Source organism: Alcaligenes sp. RM2 (genome assembly GCF_052931795.1).
Map to the genome: position 1 here is coordinate 58,438 of NZ_JBRFIO010000007.1, position 18,012 is coordinate 76,449.

Consider the following 18,012-nt stretch of genomic DNA (forward strand, 5'->3'; position numbering starts at 1 on the left):
TGTGATGACTCCCGAAACCGTCATGTCCATGACCTATACCGCCCTGAAACTGGCCCTGTCCATGGCCGGTCCCATGTTGATCGTGGTGCTGGTGGTAGGTCTGGGCATCAGTATTTTCCAGGCAGCCACCCAGATCAACGAGATGACGCTGTCTTTCATCCCCAAGCTGCTGGCCATGGGCATTACGGTGGTGCTGCTGGGCCCCTGGTTGATCAACAATATGGTCGACTACATGCAGGGCCTGTTACGTGGCATTCCCGGGCTGGTCAACTAAGACCGACCAGCGCGACAAGGAGCCTTCCGTGAGTACGCAAATCCGTGACGGGCAAAGTGCCATGCCTTGCCCACTGAACAGGCCCTAGGCGTGCCGTGCTCGACCTGAACTCCGCCCAGCTCTATACCTGGCTCAACGCCTTTCTGTGGCCCTTCATCCGTATTCTGGCCACCCTGGCTACCGTTCCCTTTTTTAGCGAATCCGCCATCCCCAAGCGGGCCAAAATAGGCCTGGGCTTTATCCTGACCCTGATTGTCGCGCCCTCGCTACCGCCTCTACCCGATCTGCCCACAGCCTCTTACGAGGCCCTGTTGATTGCCGCGCAGCAAGTGTTCATCGGTGTCGCGCTGGGTCTGACCATGCGCATCGTGTTTGCAGCGGTACAGACAGCGGGCGAGTTTATCGGCCTGCAAATGGGCCTGTCTTTTGCCTCATTCTTTGACCCCGCTACCGGCGCGAATACCGCCGTGCTGTCGCGGCTGTTGAACGTGATTGCGGTGCTGACCTTTCTGGCCCTGAACGGCCACCTGCTCTTGCTGGGTGTGCTGGTGCGCACCTTCCATGTGCTGCCCATCGGCGCGGACCTGAACATCAATGGCTGGGGTGCCTTGCTCGATTGGAGCAGCGAATTGTGGGTGTCAGGCATGTTGCTGGCCCTGCCGCTGATTATCGTGCTGTTGACCATTAACCTGGCCTTTGGGATCTTGAACCGTACCGCCCAGCAATTGACGATTTTTGCCGTGGGTTTCCCTATTACGCTGACAATCGGCCTGACCTTGCTGACCGTGGTCATTCCTCAGACTACGCCCTTCCTGACCCAGCTATTCAACTCCGGCTACGAAGCCATGATGCGGGTCGCGCTGGGGCTGGCAGGCTCTTAAAACGCGTGCGCCTGCCGCTGCTTGTGCGATTGCATCAAGCGCCGAGCCTGGCCTATGGTCAGGATGCCTTTTTGCTTGGCGCGCCCAATCAGTAATTGCATCAACTGTGCACTGACCAGGGCATCTCCCAAGGCATCATGGCGGTCACTTACCGGCAGGCCACAATATTTCAGGCAATCGTCCAGGCCCAGACGACGACCACGCCAGTCGGGCAATACACAGGCAGCCAGTTCAGCCAAATCCAGAGCCAAAGGCCGGGCCTGTTCCAGGCCCGCCTTCGGCCAGGCACGATCCAGAAACGCCAGATCAAAGTCGGCATCCCAGGCGACCCATACCGTATTTTCGGAATAGCGGGCAAAGTCCCGCATCAGCTGGGGTAGTGGCTCGCCTTCTTCCTGTTGTTGCGGGCTGATCTCATGAATCAGCAGACTTTCATGACTGCGCTCACCCTGGGACCGAACCAGACCGGACCAGATATTGCCCAAGGCAATCGAACCGTTTTCCAGGCGGACCGCACCCATCTGAACGATATGGTGGCGCTTGGGCTCCAGACCACTGGTTTCAAGATCCAGCACCGTAAAGGCCGCTTCGTCCAAAGCCAGTTCGTCCACCCCACTCCAGGACAAGGAGGGACTGCGTGCGGCAAAAGAGGATTTACGCCAAGGTAGCCAGGAAAGCAGTTTCATAAGCGATACCGGAAAGCCAGAATACGTTGGGCACGGCGCACTTGCGACAAGGCTTCACGCAAGACACGTGCATCCAGTGCACCTAAAGTACTCAAACGCACCAGATTGTTGGGCTCCTGCCCCTGCTGCAACTGGGTTTGGTGATGTTGCAAGCGCAACAATTGCAAATAGCGGTAGGCCTCGCACAGGCCCTCTGACTCCTCGTCTGTGAAGACACCGCGCTGAGTCAGCACGGCCAGCCTGTCCATGGACGAGGCCAGTTCGCAACCATGCGCCAGGGCCAGCACCCGCAGCACATCCACCATCGGCGCCAAGGCCTGTTTCTTGATGTCCAGTTTGTCATCGCCCTGCCCCATCAGCGCCTCCAGACGACTGCGCTTTTTACCACTGGGAATGCGTGTCTGACAGGTGCTTTGGGCCAGCATGCGCTGGAACACAGGGTTGTCGTTCACCATGCCCAGAACTCGACGCTGCATGCGTTGCAACATGCTGCTTTGGCCCCAGATGGCGCGGCAGTCAAAGTAAATCGTGGACTCCAGCAATTGCTCGGGCGCAGGCCGTTCAATCATGATCTGGAAACGATGCAGCCATTCGGCTTCAGACAGGCAGAGGTCAGGATTGCTGGCCATGATATTGCCAGTGCACCAGGCCATCCCGCAGCGGTCCAGGGCCTCGTTCACCCGACGCGCAAAAGGCAGGAGCAAGGCGCGATGGGCTTGGGCCTGTTCGGGCGAATGGGCGGCAAACAAAATGCCATTGTCCTGATCGGTATGACGGGTTTGCTCGCCACGGGCCTGACTACCAAAAGCCAACCAGCAGAACTCGATGCCATCCAGCCCGGAGCCGGGCAAGCTCAGTTCAATCGTGCGCTGAACCGTGTGATCATTCAAACGCGTAATCACCGCAGTCAGCTGTTCAGAACGCGCACCGTGAGCCAGCATGGCGTCCACCAGCCGACCAATATCGGACTGCAGACGTACCAGCACGGACACGTCCTGGGCACAGCGCAAGGCACGCGACAAATGCACCAGATCCACGCGCTGCAAGGAGAACACATCGCGCTCGGACACCATGCCCACGACTTTATGGTCTTGAACCAGACAGATATGGCCAATCTGATGCTCTACCATCAGCAAAGCCGCATCAAAGGCCGAGGATTGTGGGGCCAGCCAGACCGGGTCCGGTGTCATGACTTGAGACATGGCCTGGGTCGGATCGTATTGACCACCGGCTACCAAACGGCGCAAGTCTCGCAAGGTGAAGATGCCCAACAAATGCTGGTCCGGATTGACCACCACCATGCTGCTGACCTGACGCTCGTGCATGTCCTTGACCGCCTGCTCGACCGGACAATCCGGCAAACAGCTGAGCAAACCGCGTTCTGTCAGGGCTTGCAGACTCATGTCCAGCGTGTAGCTGGCACCCAGGTCGGCGCTGGCACTTTTCTGGGCACTGCGCCAGACCGAGGCCAGCAGGCTGCTGGCACCACGCAAGCAGTAATCCCGAAAAGGCTCGCTGATGGTCAGCAGATGGGCAACGGCTTCACCAGCCACGCACAAGGTAAAGCAGTCTTCCTGTACCAGGTAATCACTGTCCAGAGCCTGACCCGAAACCAGTTCACGCACGGGCAGAAGATCCCCTTCCACATACTCGTGAGTTTCCCCGTGTTCCTGGCTGGAGATCTGACCTTGGCGAACAAGGTAGAGCTGGTCAACACGCGCGCCTTCTTCCAACAGCACCTGTCCGGCTGAAAAAAACCGTAGCTCGCTATGCTCGATCAGGTAATCGCAGTGCTGCGCCTGCATCTGATCGAAAGGCGGGTAAGCAATCAACCAGGCCAAGATGCCGGGCGCCTTTTGGCGCACCGCCGTCTTGGCCACGGATTCACCGGGAATCGCGAAGGACATGGGCGTCTCTGCTGGCTATAGGCAAAGAATTATTGTGCCATGCAGCATGGCCCTCGCGGACCCTGTTTTTCTAGGGGATTTCAACTATAGGCATGCGCCTGTTTTTCCCCTCAAAGCGCTTAACGCAAACGATCGTAGTCGCGCTCGGCCATATCGATGACATCACCTTCCTGGACCTTGAATTGGGAGACCGCCTCGGCCAGGGTCTCGGATTGAGACTGCAAAGAGCCTGCTGCCGCAGCCGCCTCTTCCACCAGCGAGGCATTTTGCTGCACCACAGCATCCATTTGTGCCACGGCAGTATTGATCTGTTCGATACCCGCCGTTTGCTCTTGAGAGGCCGAGGAAATCTCGCTCATCAAGGTGGTCACGCTATTTACCGCGCGCACCACTTCCTGAATAATGTCGCCCGCGCTGGCCACTTGCTGTGTACCGGTCTGGACTTCATTTTGCGAGGCTTCAATCAAGCCCTTGATTTCCTTGGCTGCTTGCGCGCTGCGCTGCGCCAGGCTGCGTACTTCGCCCGCTACCACCGCAAAGCCCTTGCCCTGCTCACCGGCACGGGCGGCTTCCACGGCGGCGTTCAAAGCCAGAATATTGGTTTGGAAAGCAATACCGTCAATCACGTTAACGATGTCTGCCACTTGGCCGGAACGCGCAGAAATCTGGTTCATGGTATTGACCACGGCACCGACCGACTCTCCACCCTGGCGAGCAACCTTGGCGGCGTTATGAGCCAGCTGGTCTGCCTGATGAGCATTGTCTGCGTTCTGACGCACCGTGCTGGCCAATTCTTCCAGACTGGCCGCCGTTTCCTGCAAGGCGGCGGCTTGTTGTTCGGTACGGGAACTCAAGTCAGTATTGCCTGCAAAAATCTGCGAGGAACCCGAAGCAATTTCGTCCACACCTTGGCGAACGGTCAGCACAATGCCTTGCAAGCTTTGCTGCATGCGGCGCATGGCATCATACAAAACACCGACTTCATTGGCCGAACGATAGGTAATCTTCTTGGTCAGATCGCCATTGGCAATATGGTCAAAATGCACACCGGCTTCACGCAGGGGAGCCAAAGCGGTACGGCCCAGCACCAGGCGCAGCGCCACAATAATGGCCAAGCCAATCAGCAAGCCCAAACCAATCGCGCTATTGGCAACACGGGTTTGCAATTGAGCTTGCTCCAGCAACAGATCCGTCTGATCGTTGTAGAACTTGCTCAACTCTTCAATCCGGAACTGGAAAGTGGCCGCACGCAGCACACCAAAACCTTCGCTGACGAAGTAAAAAGTGCTGTAGTCGCGTGTCTCCAGGGCCTGAACCATAGGCTCGATACCATCGTCCAGATACGCCTGATAGGAAGCCACCAAACCCATGGCCAGTCGGCGCAGCTCCGGTTCGGTAGGCATATTGGCACGGATATCTGCAAAGGCCTTGCGTACCTCATCCAGCTTCTGGTTAGCCATAATCACCAGATTGTCTGCACTTTGCAGCATATTGGCGTCGTTATCGATGCCAGCTTCCTGATAAAAGCGCGCTGCGCTCATCAAGCTAAGGCGCGCTTCCATCATATTGTTATTGAGCTGCAGAACCTGTGCGGAACGATCTGCCTGACGATTGATGGTACGCAGCGCATCGCCGCTTTGCTGCAGGTAGTAAGCCGCCAGGCCGCCCACGGCCACAATCAGGACCATGAACAAGCCCATGCAGATCATCAGCATGGTGCTGATCTTCAGGCCCGAAGCAGACTTCAGACTGGGGCGAAATGATTTTGAGGAACGACGTTTAGAAGCGCGGGACGCGGACGGAAGACTGCTTTCAATACCCAGCATTTGCTAAATCCAAAGAAAACTCTAGTGGCTGACCGGCAAGATGGTGATCATGTCCGTGCCAGGGTGCTCAATCGTGACCGAGCCTGTCGTGGTACTACGCGCTTGCTCGCGATACATGGAAGGAATATGACTGCGTTTGACCACTTGCTGGAAACGCCCCTGGGCATCAAATTGAAGCCACAGTTCCTGTCGAAAATAGACCGCATCCGTTGCCAGGGTTGTGCCCTGGAACCACACGGCCATTTCACTGCCATCGAGCTGTCGGTAGACCTGATGAGGACGACCTTTCAAGGACAGCTCGGCATCGGCACGAGTACTTTGGCCCAGGATCAGATCATTCAACCCCGAGGCCTTGAAGGAGGATCCCTGGGTGGCGCACGCAACCAGGGTCAGCAAGCACAAGCCTATCAGCGTCTTACGTCCCAGCCCGACCCAGGTACTCAGTCGGGTGCGAGACATTAAAACTCCTCCCAATCATCATCCGAAGCAGCGCTGCTGCTTTTGCTCAGGTCCGGGCGCAGCAGGCGCTGGCTATCGTCCTGGGCAGCGGTAGTCTTGGCGGCCGGTGCAGCCTTGGCAGGTGCCGACAAGCCTTTGGTGGGGGGGCTGGCTTTGGTGGCCGCGGCACTGCCGTTCAAGGCGGGGCTACGACGGTGTTCTGTTTCAGAGGAAGCAGCGGCCACACTGCGGCGGTTGGCCACACGGCGCGCGCTGACGTCAATGACTTCCGTACCGGGCGAACGGAAGAAAGCGATGGCCTGGTTGACCTTGGTCACCTGCTCGCTCAGGCCAGAGGATGCCAGAGCGGCCTGCTCCACCAGACGGGCGTTGTACTGCGTTGTTTCATCCATTTGCGAGACTGCGCGATTCACCTGATCAATCCCGGAGGACTGTTCAATCGTGGCAGCGGTAATCTCACCCATGATGTCGGTCACGCGACGCACGGAGTCCACAATTTCCTGCATGGTGGCGCCGGCACGTTCCACTTGCGAGGAACCTTCCGTCACTTTGCGTACCGAGTCCTCGATCAAGGCGGTAATTTCACGCGCGGCCTGGGCACTGCGCTGAGCCAGGGCTCGCACCTCGGCGGCCACCACCGCAAAACCCTTACCCTGCTCCCCTGCACGAGCTGCTTCCACAGCCGCGTTCAGAGCCAGAATATTGGTCTGGAACGCAATGCTGTCGATCACGCCCACAATGTCGGAAATCTTGTTGGAGCTGGCCGAAATGCCTTGCATGGTTGCAACCACTTCATTGACGGCACTACCACCACGATGAGCCACATCCGATGCCGTGGCGGCCAACTGGTTGGCTTGCTGGGCGTTGTCCGCGTTCTGGCGAACAGTGCCGGCCAACTGCTCCATGCTGGCAGCGGTCTGCTGCAAGGAAGCGGCCTGCTCTTCGGTACGGCTGCTGATATTGGTATTGCCCTGGGCAATTTCCTGCGCACCGGCATGGATCTCTTCCAGGCCCAGACGTACCGTCGTGGTGGTCTTGACCAGGGATTCCTGCATGCGGCCCAGCGACTCGAACAGATCACCGATTTCATTGGCGGTCAGCACGCGAATACGTTGAGTCAGATCGCCTTTGGCAATTGCATCAAAGTACGCGGCAAAGTCGCCCAAGGGACGCACCACACGGCGGAAGAAGTAGCTGATCGCGGCCAGGCCCAGCAGCACGGCCAGCACCAGCACAACGGTCAGGACGATATTGAACGTGCTCTGCTGCTCTTGCAGGGTGCGCAATACTTTGTCGCCCGAACCCAGGGCCAGCAGGCCATGAAAGTAATACAGCGCCCAACCTGCCATGGCCACTGTCAATGCCATCAGAGCAGCAATACAAAAGGTCATGCCGACCTTTAGACTCAAATTCTTAAAAAGCATAGAAGATTCCCGCACGTGGTGCTTGACTGCCGGTTTAAGGAAAAACCACCCAAAAAAGGAACGCAGGCTTAGCGATTCATATTGAACAAGCTCATGCTCTGAATCGTCTGGAACGCCATGGCCGACATTTCCAGCGCGGCCTTGCGCAACTCCAGATCGGTGGAAGCCTGAAAAATATTCAGATCCTCCAGACGCGAGAGTTCATTGGTGTAGTTCAAAGCACGAGCCGCGCCGTTGGCGCTCAAGGCATCAATTTCGTTCATGCGCGTACCCACCGAGGAAATCACGGTCTGCACGTTATCGAAGTTTTCCCCGATACGTTGCATGGCCGAGTTCATCGCGTTGCGGAACTCTGCCTGCCCAGCAGGATCGCCACTGACAGGTTTACGCAGGGCCTCAACCACCGATTGCAAGGTGTTGAACATGTTCATGTCTGCCGAGCTGGTGCTGTCTACCGAGCTGACCTCGAAACTGTCACCGACGGCAGGCTTGCCTTCGATCTGGACGCTGACGCCACCGGGCAAATTAATGCGTTGACGCTCGTTTTCGTCCAGTACGCCCTGGCTGACAACCGCGCCATTCACTTCAATGTCGTACTCGGTTTCCGAAGTAAAGCGGATGGTGTAATGGGCTTGGGCACCGGCCAGCGAGGAGTTGCCATTAGGCGCACTGACTACAGCCGAGCCCGTATTGGCATTGGCCTGGGTGAAATAGGCGGTCGAGCCGGGATTGGCGCGCTCGAAAATGGTGCGGCCATGATCGGCCGAATCCATTTGACGAGTTTGCTCAACCTGAATATTGCGGCTGTTGGTGTCGCCCGTGTAGCTGAAGGTATTGCCCGTACGCTCGAAGGCCTGTGTCGTGCCCTTGGCACCGGAGAACAAGTATTGCCCCGAACCATCCTTGGTATTGGCAAAGCCAAACAGAGTATCCAGAGCACTTTCCACCACCGTGGCCAAGGTGCTGCGGTCCGCGTCGGACATGGTGCCGGTAGAGGCTTCCACCAGACGGGTCTGCACGCCTTGCAACTGCAGGTTGACGGCATTGAGCAGGTTTTCTTCCTCACCCAGGGCACGCATGGCCACTTCACGGTTTTCACCGTAACGCTTGTCCATGGCCTGGGACTGGGCCAGATTAATGGTCTGGGCCGAGGCCAGCGGATCATCCGATGGGGTGATCATGCGCTTTTGCGAACCCATTTGCTGAAAAACCCGCATCAGATCGGACTGCTGCTTGTTGATCGAAGTCAGGCCCGTCTGAAAGAAAAGAGAAGAACTGATACGCATAGCAAGGTTCCAATTTCAAGACTAAAGAGCCGTACTCAACTACGCAGGCCTAAAAGGGTGTCAAACATCTGGGAGCTGACGTCAATCAGACGGGCAGCGGCCTGATACTGCTCCTGATAACGCTGGAGCATGATGTATTCCTCGTCCTTGTTCACGCCGGACAAGGTTTGCTGAGCGGCATAGTTTTGCTCGATCAGCTTTAACTGGGCTTTGGCCGCCGTGCCGTTTTGCTGCGTTTGCACCGCAATACGGTTCACGATCTGACCAAAAGAATCGTTCAGGCTCAAGGAGCCGTCGGCCAGCACCTTGCTATTGCGCAAGTCCGCCAGTTTCTGGGCGATGGCACCGTTAGCCGAACCGGTATCTTTATCAGCTGCAGCAATATCCTGTGGACGCTTGATCTCCACCTGCAAGCTGCTGCCTGCATTGACGGTGGGCTGCAGCAACCAGGAGTCGCCATCCTGAGATTGGGTCTTCAAGCCGGAGACATCAATTTCCAGACCATCCACCCGGGTAATGCCACCGTTCTTGTCCGGACCGTTCAAGGGGGTAACGTCGTTGCTGCTCAAGTTACGCAGCTGGAAACGACCATCCACGCGCTCGATGCGGTAGTTGTCGCCCGTCAGCTTGTCGACTGGCTGGGTGTAGCCCTTGCTGGGATCAGCCGGATCAACAGGGTCTTTGTAGAAAGACACACCAGGCACACCGCTGCTGACCGGGTTATTGCCATTGGCAATCACTTTCGGGCCGCTGACGCTGAACATGTCTTTGCCCGCCTCACCCTTCAGGTCCACACCTTGACGGTGAATATCGTTCACCGTGTGAGCCAGACCCACAGCCAAACGCCCCAGCGCATTGATAGCCGGCTCCAGGCTTTCCTGACGGAACTGCAACAAGCCCCCCAAGGTGCCGCCTTTAATGGTGCCCTCGCGGAACTCGGACACCACCATCTTGCCGTCCACATTCAGTGCGGAGGTAAAGCCGACCACCATACGCTCGGGGTTTTCAGCCGAACGCACGGCGTGCAAGGGGTAAATACTTTCGCCACCCAGCAGCATCTGGCCGCCAGCGGTGGTGATGCTCATCCGTCCATCCTGCTCGACGGTACGCACATCAATCAGCTGCCCCAGCTCGGACACCAGCTGTTCGCGCTGGTCCAGCAAGTCATTGGGTTCGTGACCGGGCGTGGTGCCTTTGGCAGCAACGATCTGTTTGTTGACGTTATCAATCCGTTCCAGATAGCTGTTGATCTGGGTAACGGTGGTACCGACCTGGGTATTGATGTTCTCGTTGACGCGGTTCATGTAGGATGTCGCGTCACGAATCTGGGTAGCCAGGCTTTCTGCACGGCCCAGCAGTTCCTGGCGAGCCGAAGGATCCGCAGGTTGCGATGCCACGGCTTCCAGACCATTGAAAAAGTTTTGCAAGGCGGGGCTGACGCCGACCGTGCGGTCCGAGAACAGATTGTCCAGCTGGGCAATTTCCGTACCGTAGCTAACCAGAGCCGCACCGGTAGTTTGCGAGCGCACCAACTGCTGATACAGAAAGTTGTCGTAGGAGCGCTGAACGGTAACCACCTGCACGCCACGGCCGTAATAGCCATTGCCGCTTCCTACCGAGCCAGCCGTCTCAACCAGGACCGATTGGCGGTTATAGCCAGCGGTATCGATATTATTAATATTGTGGCCCGTGACCTGCATGCGCTTTTGAGCGGCAAACAAGCCGGTAATACCAAGGTTGGCGAGATTCATATCAAATCCTTTCTGTCCTGCCCGGCCCGTAGTGTCCAAGGCGAAAAATGAACATGCTGCTTTTTAACGACCACCTTGGTGCAATATTTAGACCTGTATCAATAATTAAGACTTGCCGCCATCAAAGTAGGCCATGATGGAGATCAGCTTTTTGGCGTAGGAGGGGTCAGTGGCGTAGCCCGCTTCCTGAATGCGTTGCGCCGCTTCTTGAGGCGAAGCCGCTTGTTTTACACTTTCATAGCGTTTGTTATTACCGATCAGGCGCGCGTAGTCCGCAAACGACTCGGCATAGGAGTCATAAGCACGGAAGGTCTGCGTCATTTTGCGCGCCACGCCGTTCTGATACTCCGTCGTCATGACTTCCACCGTTTTGCCCTTCCAGGACGGCGTGGCTTTGATACCAAACAGGTTATGGCTGGTGGAGCCATCTGCGTGCATGATTTCACGCTTGCCCCAGCCCGACTCCAGCGCCGCCTGGCTCAAGATCAGTTGGGCCGGGACGCCACTGTCCTCGGCAGCCACTTTGGCGGCCGTGTTCATGCGGTCCACAAACTGACGAATATGATTGGGCGCGCCCTGAATCGCGGAGTACACGCGCTGCACCGTATTGTTATTGCTGAGCTTGTCGATCAGCTCGGCAATCGATGCTGCATCAATGGAACGGTCATTAGGCATGCGCGAACGCAAATCCGCCCGACGCGAAGAGGCCGCTTCCGGATCATGGGACGCGACACCAAATGGCTCGCTGTTCTGCCCGCTCATCTGGGCCTGCAAGGCTTTGGCCAAACCAATGCCGGGGTCAGCCAGCTGCATGGCCAGTTGCTCATCACCCAGACTTTGTGCCATGCGCACCGACTGCGTATCAAACAGGCCGCCTTCGGGATTGGCTGCCCGTGCCTGCTTCAAAATATTTTGAATGAACAGGGACTCGAACTGACGCGCCACTTGCAGCTGAGTGGCCTGATTCTGACCGTCCTGCCCGGCTTGCCGACGCAGTTGGGCCAGTTGCTGCGGGTCAAAAATCGAAACCTGCGTTCCCGTGCCGGGACGTGGGAAGTACTGCACCGTCATTAGATGATCTCCAAATCGGCCCGCAAAGCGCCCGCGCTTTTCAGGTTCTGCAAGATGGACAACAAGTCTTGAGGGGTGGCACCCAAAGCGTTCAAAGCGCGCACCACATCGGCCAGGTTGGCACTGGTCTTCACGCGTTGCAGGGAGCCGCTATCACTGCGCATTTCAATCTGGGTGCTGTCAGCCACTACGGTCTGACCACCACCAAAAGGAGTATCCGGCTGGCTGACCTGCGGTTGACGGCTGATGACCACGGACAGATTGCCGTAAGCAATGGCGGCTTCATCAATCGTGACCGTGCGGTTCATGACCACCGAGCCCGTACGAGCATTGATCACCACGCGAGCACGTGCCGGTGGCAGATTCACCTGCAGGTTTTCAACATGCGAAATAAAGGCGGTTTGAGCCTGGGGGTCCAAGGGACCGCGCACCTGAATCAAGCGACCATCCAGCGCTGTTGCGGTCGAAGGACCAAACTGCTTGTTCAAGGCCGCCACCACGTTCTGGGCTGTACCGAAATCCGAGGAATTCATTTCCAGATTGATCACGCCATCCCGAGCGTAAGTCGTGGGTACGCTCTGCTCGACCGTTGCGCCGCCTGGAATGGTGCCGCCATTGAGCTGGTTGACCTGGACGCTGGAACCACCTGCTTCGGCCCCTGCCCCACCCACCAGCAAGTTGCCTTGGGCAATGGCATAGACCTGACCGTTCGCACCTTTCAAGGGCGTCATCAACAAGGTCCCGCCACGCAAACTCTTGGCATTACCCATGGAGGACACGACCACATCCACGGCCTGACCAGGACGGGCAAAGGCGGGTAAACGGGCCGTCACCATGACAGCCGCCACGTTCTTGAGCTGCATATTGCTGCCCTGGGGAATGGTCACCCCCAACTGGGACAGCATATTGGTCAAGCTTTGCTGGGTGAAAGGAGCCTGACGCACCTGGTCACCGCTGCCATCCAGACCCACGACCAGACCGTAGCCGATCAGCGGGTTGTCTCGCACGCCCTGAATGGATGCCAGATCCTTGATACGCTCGGCCTGACTGACCGGAGCCAGCAACAGGCCCGCCGCCAGCATGGCTGCCTGCAGCACATGGCGACAAGAAGAAAAACGAGTACGACTCATGGAAAACGCCATAGCAAGCAAAAGGCTCAGAACGGAGAAATATTCAGGAAAAAACGCTGTAGCCAACCCATGGTCTGGACTTCGTCCATCACCCCTTTGCTACGAAACTCGATACGGGCATCGGCCACCTGGGTGGAGGACACCGTATTGCTGCCAGTAATGGAGCGTGGGTCCACCACACCAGAAAAGCGGATGTGCTCGCTGCCACGGTTAATGGCGATCTGCTTCTCACCGGCCACCTGCAAATTGCCGTTAGGCAAAACGCCGACCACGGTCGTCGTCAAGGTGCCGCTAAAGGTATTGTCGGCACGGCTGGAACCTTTGCCCTGGGCCTTGTTCGAGCCACTGACTTCAAAGTTCTGCTTGCTACCCACTTCGTTAGGCAGGAAAGCTGGAACGCCGGTAAAGTCCAGACCACCGCTTCCGGTCCGATCCGTATTGGTCGAGACATTCTTGGCCGCGTTGGTCCGCTCCTGGATCATGATCGTGACAATGTCGCCCACATTACGTGGTCGTCTGTCTTCAAACAGCGGATAGTTACCGTAAGCCGAGGGCTGGTAGATAGAGCCATTGGCCACCACGGCGGCAGGCACCGCCGGTGGCGGGGCCGCCGTCAGGGGGCCGGTTACCACATCTTCAGGGGGCACCAGCGCACAACCGGACAGGGCTACAAGCGCACACAAGGCAAGACGGCTCATCAGAGCTTGAAACATTGTCACGATCTCTTTAGATTTACAGCTGTGTCAGGCGAGCCAGCATCTGGTCAGCCGTGGAAACGGCCTTGCTGTTGATTTCGTAGGCACGCTGGGTGCTGATCATATTGACCAGTTCCTCGGCCACATTGACGTTGGAGGTTTCGTTGTACTTGTGCATGACCAGACCAGCACCGTCCATGCCAGGTTGCAGGAAGTTGGCGGCACCCGAGGCATCGGTTTCGATGTACAAGTTCTCGCCCATACTTTGCAGACCGGCCGGATTCACGAAGGTGCTCAATTGCAATTGGCCCACTTCCACACTCGTACCGGCTGCACCAGGCTGAGTGACCGACACGGTGCCATCACGGCCAATCGTCAGTTCCAGCGCGTTATCAGGGATATTGATGGGGGGCTGAATGGGATAACCGCCAGCAGTCACCAACTGACCATTCTGGTCACGCTGCAAGCTACCGTCACGTGTATAGGCAAACGTGCCGTCCGGCATTTCCACCTGCAGGAAACCGCTACCCTGAATCGCGATATCCATATTGTGGCCCGTGTGCTTCATGTCACCTTGGGTATGAATACGCTCGGTGGCTACGGTGCGCACACCGGTGCCAACCTGCAAGCCAGTAGGCAACTGGTTGGCAGCACCGACTTGAGCGCCAGGCTGACGAATGGTTTGGTACATCAAGTCCTCAAACACCGCACGGGTACGTTTGAAGCCGGTGGTATTCACGTTGGCCAAGTTATTGGAGATAACGTCCATATTGGTCTGCTGGGCTTCCAGACCGGTCTTGGCAATCCACAGAGAGCGAATCATGTGTGTGTAATCCTTGCAGCTAACGCCTGCGCAATCAGCGCGGCTTAGCCATTAAAAGAAAGTAGGGAGTTGGCCCGATCTTCGCGTGCGCTGGCGTCCTGGATGACCTTCATCTGGGTTTCAAAGCGGCGCGCATTGGCAATCATGGCCACCATCGCTTCAGCCGGGTTCACATTGCTTTTCTCGATAAAGCCCGAAACCATGCGTACCGACGGATCAGCCGGGGCCGGCGCCCCATTGCTCATGCGAAACAAACCATCCTGCCCCCGCAACAAATCAGCAGAAGGGGGATTGACCATCTTCAATTGACCCATCACCTGGATATCGCGTGGGTTGTCACCCGCACCCAGCGCGGTCAACTGACCGTCGCTGGAGAACGTGATCGATCCGCGATCCGGGATTTCAATGACCTGCCCATCGGCACTGAGCACGGGCAAGCCACCTTGTGTCACCAGCTGGTTCTGGGCATTGACCACCAGATCGCCTGCCCGCGTATAGGCTTCCTGACCATCCAGCGCACGGACGGCAAACCAGCCCTCGCCCGCAATGGCCACATCCAGCGCATTGCCGGTCTCGGCCATGGCGCCAGGTTGAAAACGGCTGCCAGGCGTCACCGTGGCCGTGCCTACGCGGGTTTGCGAACCCACATCGCTTGTGACGGGTACGGAACGGTAATACGCCAGCTGCTGGCGAAAACCGGACGTGTTCACGTTGGCCAGGTTGTTGGTAATGACGTCTTGTTGCTCCAGCGTGCGCTGGGCGCCATTCATGGCGGTGTAAATCAGGCGATCCATGACAGCTCTTAACGCAGGTTGACCAGGGTTTGCAGAACCTGATCCTGCGTTTTGATGGTCTGGGCATTCGCCTGGTAGGTACGCTGGGCAATAATCATATTGACCAGTTCCTGACCCATATCCACGTTGGAATCTTCCACCGCCTGACCCTTGATCGTGGCCAAGCCGTTCTCGCCAGGGCGACCCAGGATAGGCTGGCCCGATGCGCCGGTTTCAGCCCAGGCGTTACCGCCTACAGGGCTCAGACCTTGCAGGTTGCTGAAGTCAGCCAGAACAAGGGAACCCAGACGCTGCGTTACACCGTTGGTGTAGGAGGCAATCATGGTGCCGTCCTTGTCGATGCTCATGCCAGCGTACTCACCCGTGGCGTAACCATCCTGGTAAGGCTTGCCCTTGGCAAACTCGCCACCGAACTGGGTGGTGCCGGTATAACGCACATCAAACACCAGATCATCAGCAGGCGACGCATTGCCACCGGGATTGGCCAAGGTCAGATTGACGGTAGCCGGATTGGGGCTGGTCATCACGCCTGCACCGTTAAAGGTCAAGGTCGCGCTGGCAGGCGACAAGGGCGTGCTGCCTTCCATGTAATACACGTCCCACACACTCTCACCGGCCGCATTGGCGGGGCGCTTGACGAAGTATTGGGAAACCTCGTGGCTGTTACCCAGCGAATCGTAGACAGAGTAGCTGAATGCGTTGCTGTAAGTGGTGGGGTCTTTGGGATCAAACACATTGACCGCAACGGTTTCCATGTCTGGTTCCATCACGGGCTCCATGACGGGGTTACCGCTGCCATCCAGAACGGGATCACCATTACCGTCCAGCTTGGGAGTCATTTCAGGATTACCGTTGGCATCCAGTTTGGGCTTGAATACCAGATCACCGTTGGCATCAACTTTTTGCTGCGTCTTTGTCGTTGGAATTGCTTCGGCACCGCCGGGCAGGTTGGGCTTGAAATCCAGGGCTGTCGTGGCTTTGGGAGGCACGTTGGCCGAAGGCACTTGCAAGCGCTCCAGCTGGCTACCACCTGGGCCGTAACCGGTCAGGTAATGACCTTGGGCGTTAACCAGATAGCCCGCCTTGTCCGGATAGAATTGGCCATTGCGCGAGAACAGGACAGCGCCGTTACTTTGCTCCAGGCGGAACAAACCGTTTGCACCGTCAATCGCCATGTCGAACTGATTACCCGAGTTGCTGACGTTACCTACCGAGAAACGCTGGCTGACCCGCGATACCTGCACACCCAGACCGATGCGCGAGTTGGCATACACGTCCGCAAACTGCACGGTCGAGGCCTTGTAGCCCACCGTGCCCGAGTTGGCGATGTTATTACCAATAGAATCCAGGTTTTGGGAGGCGGCGTTCAAGCCACTCAATCCTTGTCCGAAGCTCATGAACTTTCCTTTTAATGTCGTGTTGGCCCAGCCCGCTGTTGGGGCAAGCGGCGCTTACATGATTTTGCGTATATCCAGCAGGGAGAACGAACCCGCCAGGCCAAGGTCCAGCATCAAACCGCTGGAGGTGTAAGCCACGCTATCGACCTTGCCATGCGTCAATGAGCTGGCTGTGACGGCCGTGCCGTCATTACTGGCCAATACACTGACGGTGTACGAACCGTCGGCCAGCGGTGAACCATCGTTATCCAGGCCGTCCCACTCCAGCGAGTACACGCCCGCGTCTTTGGCGCCCAGATCGTATTCACGAACCACTTTGCCGCTGCTGTCCTTGATCTGAACCACGGTCGAAGTCGCTCCGCTGACCAGATCAATGCCGTAGGGCATGGCCACTTTTTCGCCATCCTGGCTGGTCCCCAGAGACACTTTCGAGCCCGGCACCAGCACTTGCTTGCCGATCAGATTGGCGGCCTGCATGGACTGGCTGACGTCCATTTGCCCGGCCACAGCCAGCAAGGTGTTATTCAATTGCTGAATCCCCGCCACCGTGGACATTTGCGCCATCTGGGTCGTGACCTGGGCGTTATCCATGGGGTTGAGCGGATCCTGATTACGCAGCTGCGTAATCAGCATGGTCAGAAAGCGGTCTTCCGTTTCCGCCATGGCGCTTTTGTTGCGGGCATCCACACCAGCCATGGCCCCTGCGGTGGGGTCCAGGGCGGTGCGATCGTTATTGACTGTGCTCATGTTCTATCTTCCGTAAACCGGCTTACTGGCCAATGGTCAAGGTGCGCAACATCAGGTTCTTGGAGGTGTTCACCACTTCCACATTGGCCTGATAAGAGCGCGACGCGGCCAGCATATTGACGGTCTCGGCCACCACATCCACATTGGGCAGAGTCACATAGCCTTGTTCGTCAGCGTAGGGATTGCCGGGGTCATATTGCAAACGGCCAGGCGCATCACTTTCCTGCACGCCCACCACTTGTACGCCACCCACGGGGCTGTTGCCCTGAGGAGTCATTTGAAACACCACTTGGCGGGCCTTGTAGGGCTGGCCATCGGGTCCGACCACACTATCGGCGTTAGCCAGGTTGCTGGCCGACACGTTCAAGCGCTGCGATTGTGCCGTCAGAGCAGAACCGGCAATCTGGAAAATACTGAAACTGGACATGAAGACTCGCTATTACTGTTGCAAGGCCGCCATCAAGCCTTTCAAGCGCTGGGAAGCCAGGTTGATCGTGCTTTGATAGTGCAAGGTGTTATCGGCAAATTGCATGCGCTCCACATCCATCTCGACCGTGTTGCCGTCCAGAGAAGGTTGTACAGGAACGCGATAGAGCAACTCGTCCGTGCTGGGCGGACGGGTTGCCTGGGCGGGAATATGACGGGCCGAGGTCAAGGACAAACTGGTATTGGGCAATGCCATCTGGCCCTGCCCCCCTAAAGCGGCCTTCAAGGTGGCCGTAAAGTCCATATCCCTGGCCTTGTAGTTAGGCGTGTCGGCATTAGCAATATTGGAGGCCAGCACCTCCTGGCGCTCCTGGCGCACAGCCAGGGCCGTCTGGTAAAACTTCAGGTGCTCACCGATGCGATCAATCATGGAGT

At 57.4% G+C, this 18,012-nt stretch carries 18 protein-coding genes; 2 read left to right on the forward strand and 16 right to left on the reverse strand.

Annotated elements, in window-relative coordinates; translation table 11 throughout:
* Window positions 1-4: 4 nt before the first annotated feature.
* Together fliQ and fliR are read left to right on the forward strand one after the other, a co-directional pair.
* Entirely contained in the window at window positions 5-274 is a 270-nt protein-coding gene (fliQ, locus tag ACU6HM_RS17795; RefSeq protein ID WP_003804652.1) for a flagellar biosynthesis protein FliQ, read from the forward strand.
* 95 nt (window positions 275-369) lie between these two features.
* Entirely contained in the window at window positions 370-1,155 is a 786-nt protein-coding gene (gene fliR, locus ACU6HM_RS17800) for a flagellar biosynthetic protein FliR (protein WP_247965761.1), read from the forward strand.
* On the opposite strand, the gene ACU6HM_RS17805 is transcribed toward fliR, so the two are convergent.
* The 16 genes from ACU6HM_RS17805 to flgB all read right to left on the reverse strand — a co-directional run bounded on the left by ACU6HM_RS17805 (window position 1,152) and on the right by flgB (window position 18,007).
* A complete protein-coding gene (locus ACU6HM_RS17805) occupies window positions 1,152-1,841 on the reverse strand; it encodes a 3'-5' exonuclease (protein WP_026484548.1) in 690 nt (229 codons plus the stop codon). The two genes, fliR and ACU6HM_RS17805, sit on opposite strands and share 4 nt — an antisense overlap.
* Complete coding sequence (locus ACU6HM_RS17810) at window positions 1,838-3,748, reverse strand: DUF294 nucleotidyltransferase-like domain-containing protein (RefSeq protein ID WP_137431359.1); 1,911 nt, start codon at window positions 3,746-3,748, stop codon at window positions 1,838-1,840. Before ACU6HM_RS17810 ends, ACU6HM_RS17805 begins: the two co-directional genes overlap by 4 nt.
* 119 nt (window positions 3,749-3,867) lie before the next feature.
* The gene (locus ACU6HM_RS17815) at window positions 3,868-5,574 is read right to left on the reverse strand and encodes a methyl-accepting chemotaxis protein (protein ID WP_009458096.1); all 1,707 of its coding nucleotides are present in this window, start codon (window positions 5,572-5,574) and stop codon (window positions 3,868-3,870) included.
* A gap of 21 nt (window positions 5,575-5,595) precedes the next feature.
* Entirely contained in the window at window positions 5,596-6,033 is a 438-nt protein-coding gene (locus tag ACU6HM_RS17820) for a hypothetical protein (protein ID WP_446764155.1), read from the reverse strand.
* The gene (locus tag ACU6HM_RS17825; RefSeq protein ID WP_279630676.1) at window positions 6,033-7,457 is read right to left on the reverse strand and encodes a methyl-accepting chemotaxis protein; all 1,425 of its coding nucleotides are present in this window, start codon (window positions 7,455-7,457) and stop codon (window positions 6,033-6,035) included. Before ACU6HM_RS17825 ends, ACU6HM_RS17820 begins: the two co-directional genes overlap by 1 nt.
* 68 nt (window positions 7,458-7,525) lie before the next feature.
* Window positions 7,526-8,743, reverse strand: coding sequence for a flagellar hook-associated protein FlgL (flgL, locus tag ACU6HM_RS17830; protein ID WP_250756948.1), 1,218 nt, complete (start codon window positions 8,741-8,743; stop codon window positions 7,526-7,528).
* Between the two features lie 35 nt (window positions 8,744-8,778).
* Window positions 8,779-10,494 carry a flagellar hook-associated protein FlgK gene (gene flgK, locus ACU6HM_RS17835; protein WP_009458104.1) on the reverse strand — a complete coding sequence of 572 codons (1,716 nt, stop codon included), beginning with the start codon at window positions 10,492-10,494 and terminating at the stop codon, window positions 8,779-8,781.
* A gap of 105 nt (window positions 10,495-10,599) precedes the next feature.
* Window positions 10,600-11,565 (reverse strand): flagellar assembly peptidoglycan hydrolase FlgJ, encoded by a 966-nt coding sequence (gene flgJ / locus ACU6HM_RS17840; RefSeq protein WP_009458106.1) that lies wholly within the window; start codon window positions 11,563-11,565, stop codon window positions 10,600-10,602.
* The gene (locus ACU6HM_RS17845) at window positions 11,565-12,695 is read right to left on the reverse strand and encodes a flagellar basal body P-ring protein FlgI (RefSeq protein WP_009458108.1); all 1,131 of its coding nucleotides are present in this window, start codon (window positions 12,693-12,695) and stop codon (window positions 11,565-11,567) included. Before ACU6HM_RS17845 ends, flgJ begins: the two co-directional genes overlap by 1 nt.
* Window positions 12,696-12,721: 26 nt before the next feature.
* On the reverse strand, window positions 12,722-13,408 hold the full coding sequence (locus ACU6HM_RS17850; RefSeq protein WP_009458110.1) for a flagellar basal body L-ring protein FlgH: 687 nt from the start codon (window positions 13,406-13,408) through the stop codon (window positions 12,722-12,724).
* A gap of 19 nt (window positions 13,409-13,427) precedes the next feature.
* The gene (flgG, locus tag ACU6HM_RS17855; RefSeq protein WP_021446824.1) at window positions 13,428-14,213 is read right to left on the reverse strand and encodes a flagellar basal-body rod protein FlgG; all 786 of its coding nucleotides are present in this window, start codon (window positions 14,211-14,213) and stop codon (window positions 13,428-13,430) included.
* 44 nt (window positions 14,214-14,257) lie between these two features.
* Window positions 14,258-15,007: a flagellar basal-body rod protein FlgF gene (flgF, locus tag ACU6HM_RS17860; RefSeq protein WP_009458114.1), complete on the reverse strand. Its 750-nt coding sequence runs from the start codon at window positions 15,005-15,007 to the stop codon at window positions 14,258-14,260.
* Window positions 15,008-15,015: 8 nt separating this feature from the next.
* On the reverse strand, window positions 15,016-16,404 hold the full coding sequence (locus ACU6HM_RS17865) for a flagellar hook protein FlgE (protein WP_009458116.1): 1,389 nt from the start codon (window positions 16,402-16,404) through the stop codon (window positions 15,016-15,018).
* A 54-nt stretch (window positions 16,405-16,458) separates the two neighbouring features.
* Window positions 16,459-17,151 carry a flagellar hook capping FlgD N-terminal domain-containing protein gene (locus ACU6HM_RS17870; RefSeq protein ID WP_446764156.1) on the reverse strand — a complete coding sequence of 231 codons (693 nt, stop codon included), beginning with the start codon at window positions 17,149-17,151 and terminating at the stop codon, window positions 16,459-16,461.
* 22 nt (window positions 17,152-17,173) lie between these two features.
* Window positions 17,174-17,578 carry a flagellar basal body rod protein FlgC gene (gene flgC / locus ACU6HM_RS17875; RefSeq protein ID WP_009458120.1) on the reverse strand — a complete coding sequence of 135 codons (405 nt, stop codon included), beginning with the start codon at window positions 17,576-17,578 and terminating at the stop codon, window positions 17,174-17,176.
* 12 nt (window positions 17,579-17,590) lie between these two features.
* Complete coding sequence (flgB, locus tag ACU6HM_RS17880; protein WP_009458122.1) at window positions 17,591-18,007, reverse strand: flagellar basal body rod protein FlgB; 417 nt, start codon at window positions 18,005-18,007, stop codon at window positions 17,591-17,593.
* Window positions 18,008-18,012 lie beyond the last annotated feature (5 nt).

Bases quoted from the DNA above. Each gene is read 5' to 3' on its own strand.
- flgL (WP_250756948.1), bottom strand. From the start codon at position 8,743: ATGCGTATCAGTTCTTCTCTTTTCTTTCAGACGGGCCTGACTTCGATC.
- flgF (WP_009458114.1), bottom strand. From the start codon at position 15,007: ATGGATCGCCTGATTTACACCGCCATGAATGGCGCCCAGCGCACGCTG.
- ACU6HM_RS17810 (WP_137431359.1), bottom strand. From the start codon at position 3,748: ATGTCCTTCGCGATTCCCGGTGAATCCGTGGCCAAGACGGCGGTGCGC.
- ACU6HM_RS17805 (WP_026484548.1), bottom strand. From the start codon at position 1,841: ATGAAACTGCTTTCCTGGCTACCTTGGCGTAAATCCTCTTTTGCCGCA.
- fliQ (WP_003804652.1), top strand. From the start codon at position 5: ATGACTCCCGAAACCGTCATGTCCATGACCTATACCGCCCTGAAACTG.
- ACU6HM_RS17820 (WP_446764155.1), bottom strand. From the start codon at position 6,033: ATGTCTCGCACCCGACTGAGTACCTGGGTCGGGCTGGGACGTAAGACG.
- ACU6HM_RS17870 (WP_446764156.1), bottom strand. From the start codon at position 17,151: ATGAGCACAGTCAATAACGATCGCACCGCCCTGGACCCCACCGCAGGG.
- flgJ (WP_009458106.1), bottom strand. From the start codon at position 11,565: ATGACGGTGCAGTACTTCCCACGTCCCGGCACGGGAACGCAGGTTTCG.
- ACU6HM_RS17865 (WP_009458116.1), bottom strand. From the start codon at position 16,404: ATGAGCTTCGGACAAGGATTGAGTGGCTTGAACGCCGCCTCCCAAAAC.
- flgB (WP_009458122.1), bottom strand. From the start codon at position 18,007: ATGATTGATCGCATCGGTGAGCACCTGAAGTTTTACCAGACGGCCCTG.
- flgK (WP_009458104.1), bottom strand. From the start codon at position 10,494: ATGAATCTCGCCAACCTTGGTATTACCGGCTTGTTTGCCGCTCAAAAG.
- ACU6HM_RS17825 (WP_279630676.1), bottom strand. From the start codon at position 7,457: ATGCTTTTTAAGAATTTGAGTCTAAAGGTCGGCATGACCTTTTGTATT.
- ACU6HM_RS17815 (WP_009458096.1), bottom strand. From the start codon at position 5,574: ATGCTGGGTATTGAAAGCAGTCTTCCGTCCGCGTCCCGCGCTTCTAAA.
- flgG (WP_021446824.1), bottom strand. From the start codon at position 14,213: ATGATTCGCTCTCTGTGGATTGCCAAGACCGGTCTGGAAGCCCAGCAG.
- flgC (WP_009458120.1), bottom strand. From the start codon at position 17,578: ATGTCCAGTTTCAGTATTTTCCAGATTGCCGGTTCTGCTCTGACGGCA.
- ACU6HM_RS17850 (WP_009458110.1), bottom strand. From the start codon at position 13,408: ATGTTTCAAGCTCTGATGAGCCGTCTTGCCTTGTGTGCGCTTGTAGCC.
- ACU6HM_RS17845 (WP_009458108.1), bottom strand. From the start codon at position 12,695: ATGAGTCGTACTCGTTTTTCTTCTTGTCGCCATGTGCTGCAGGCAGCC.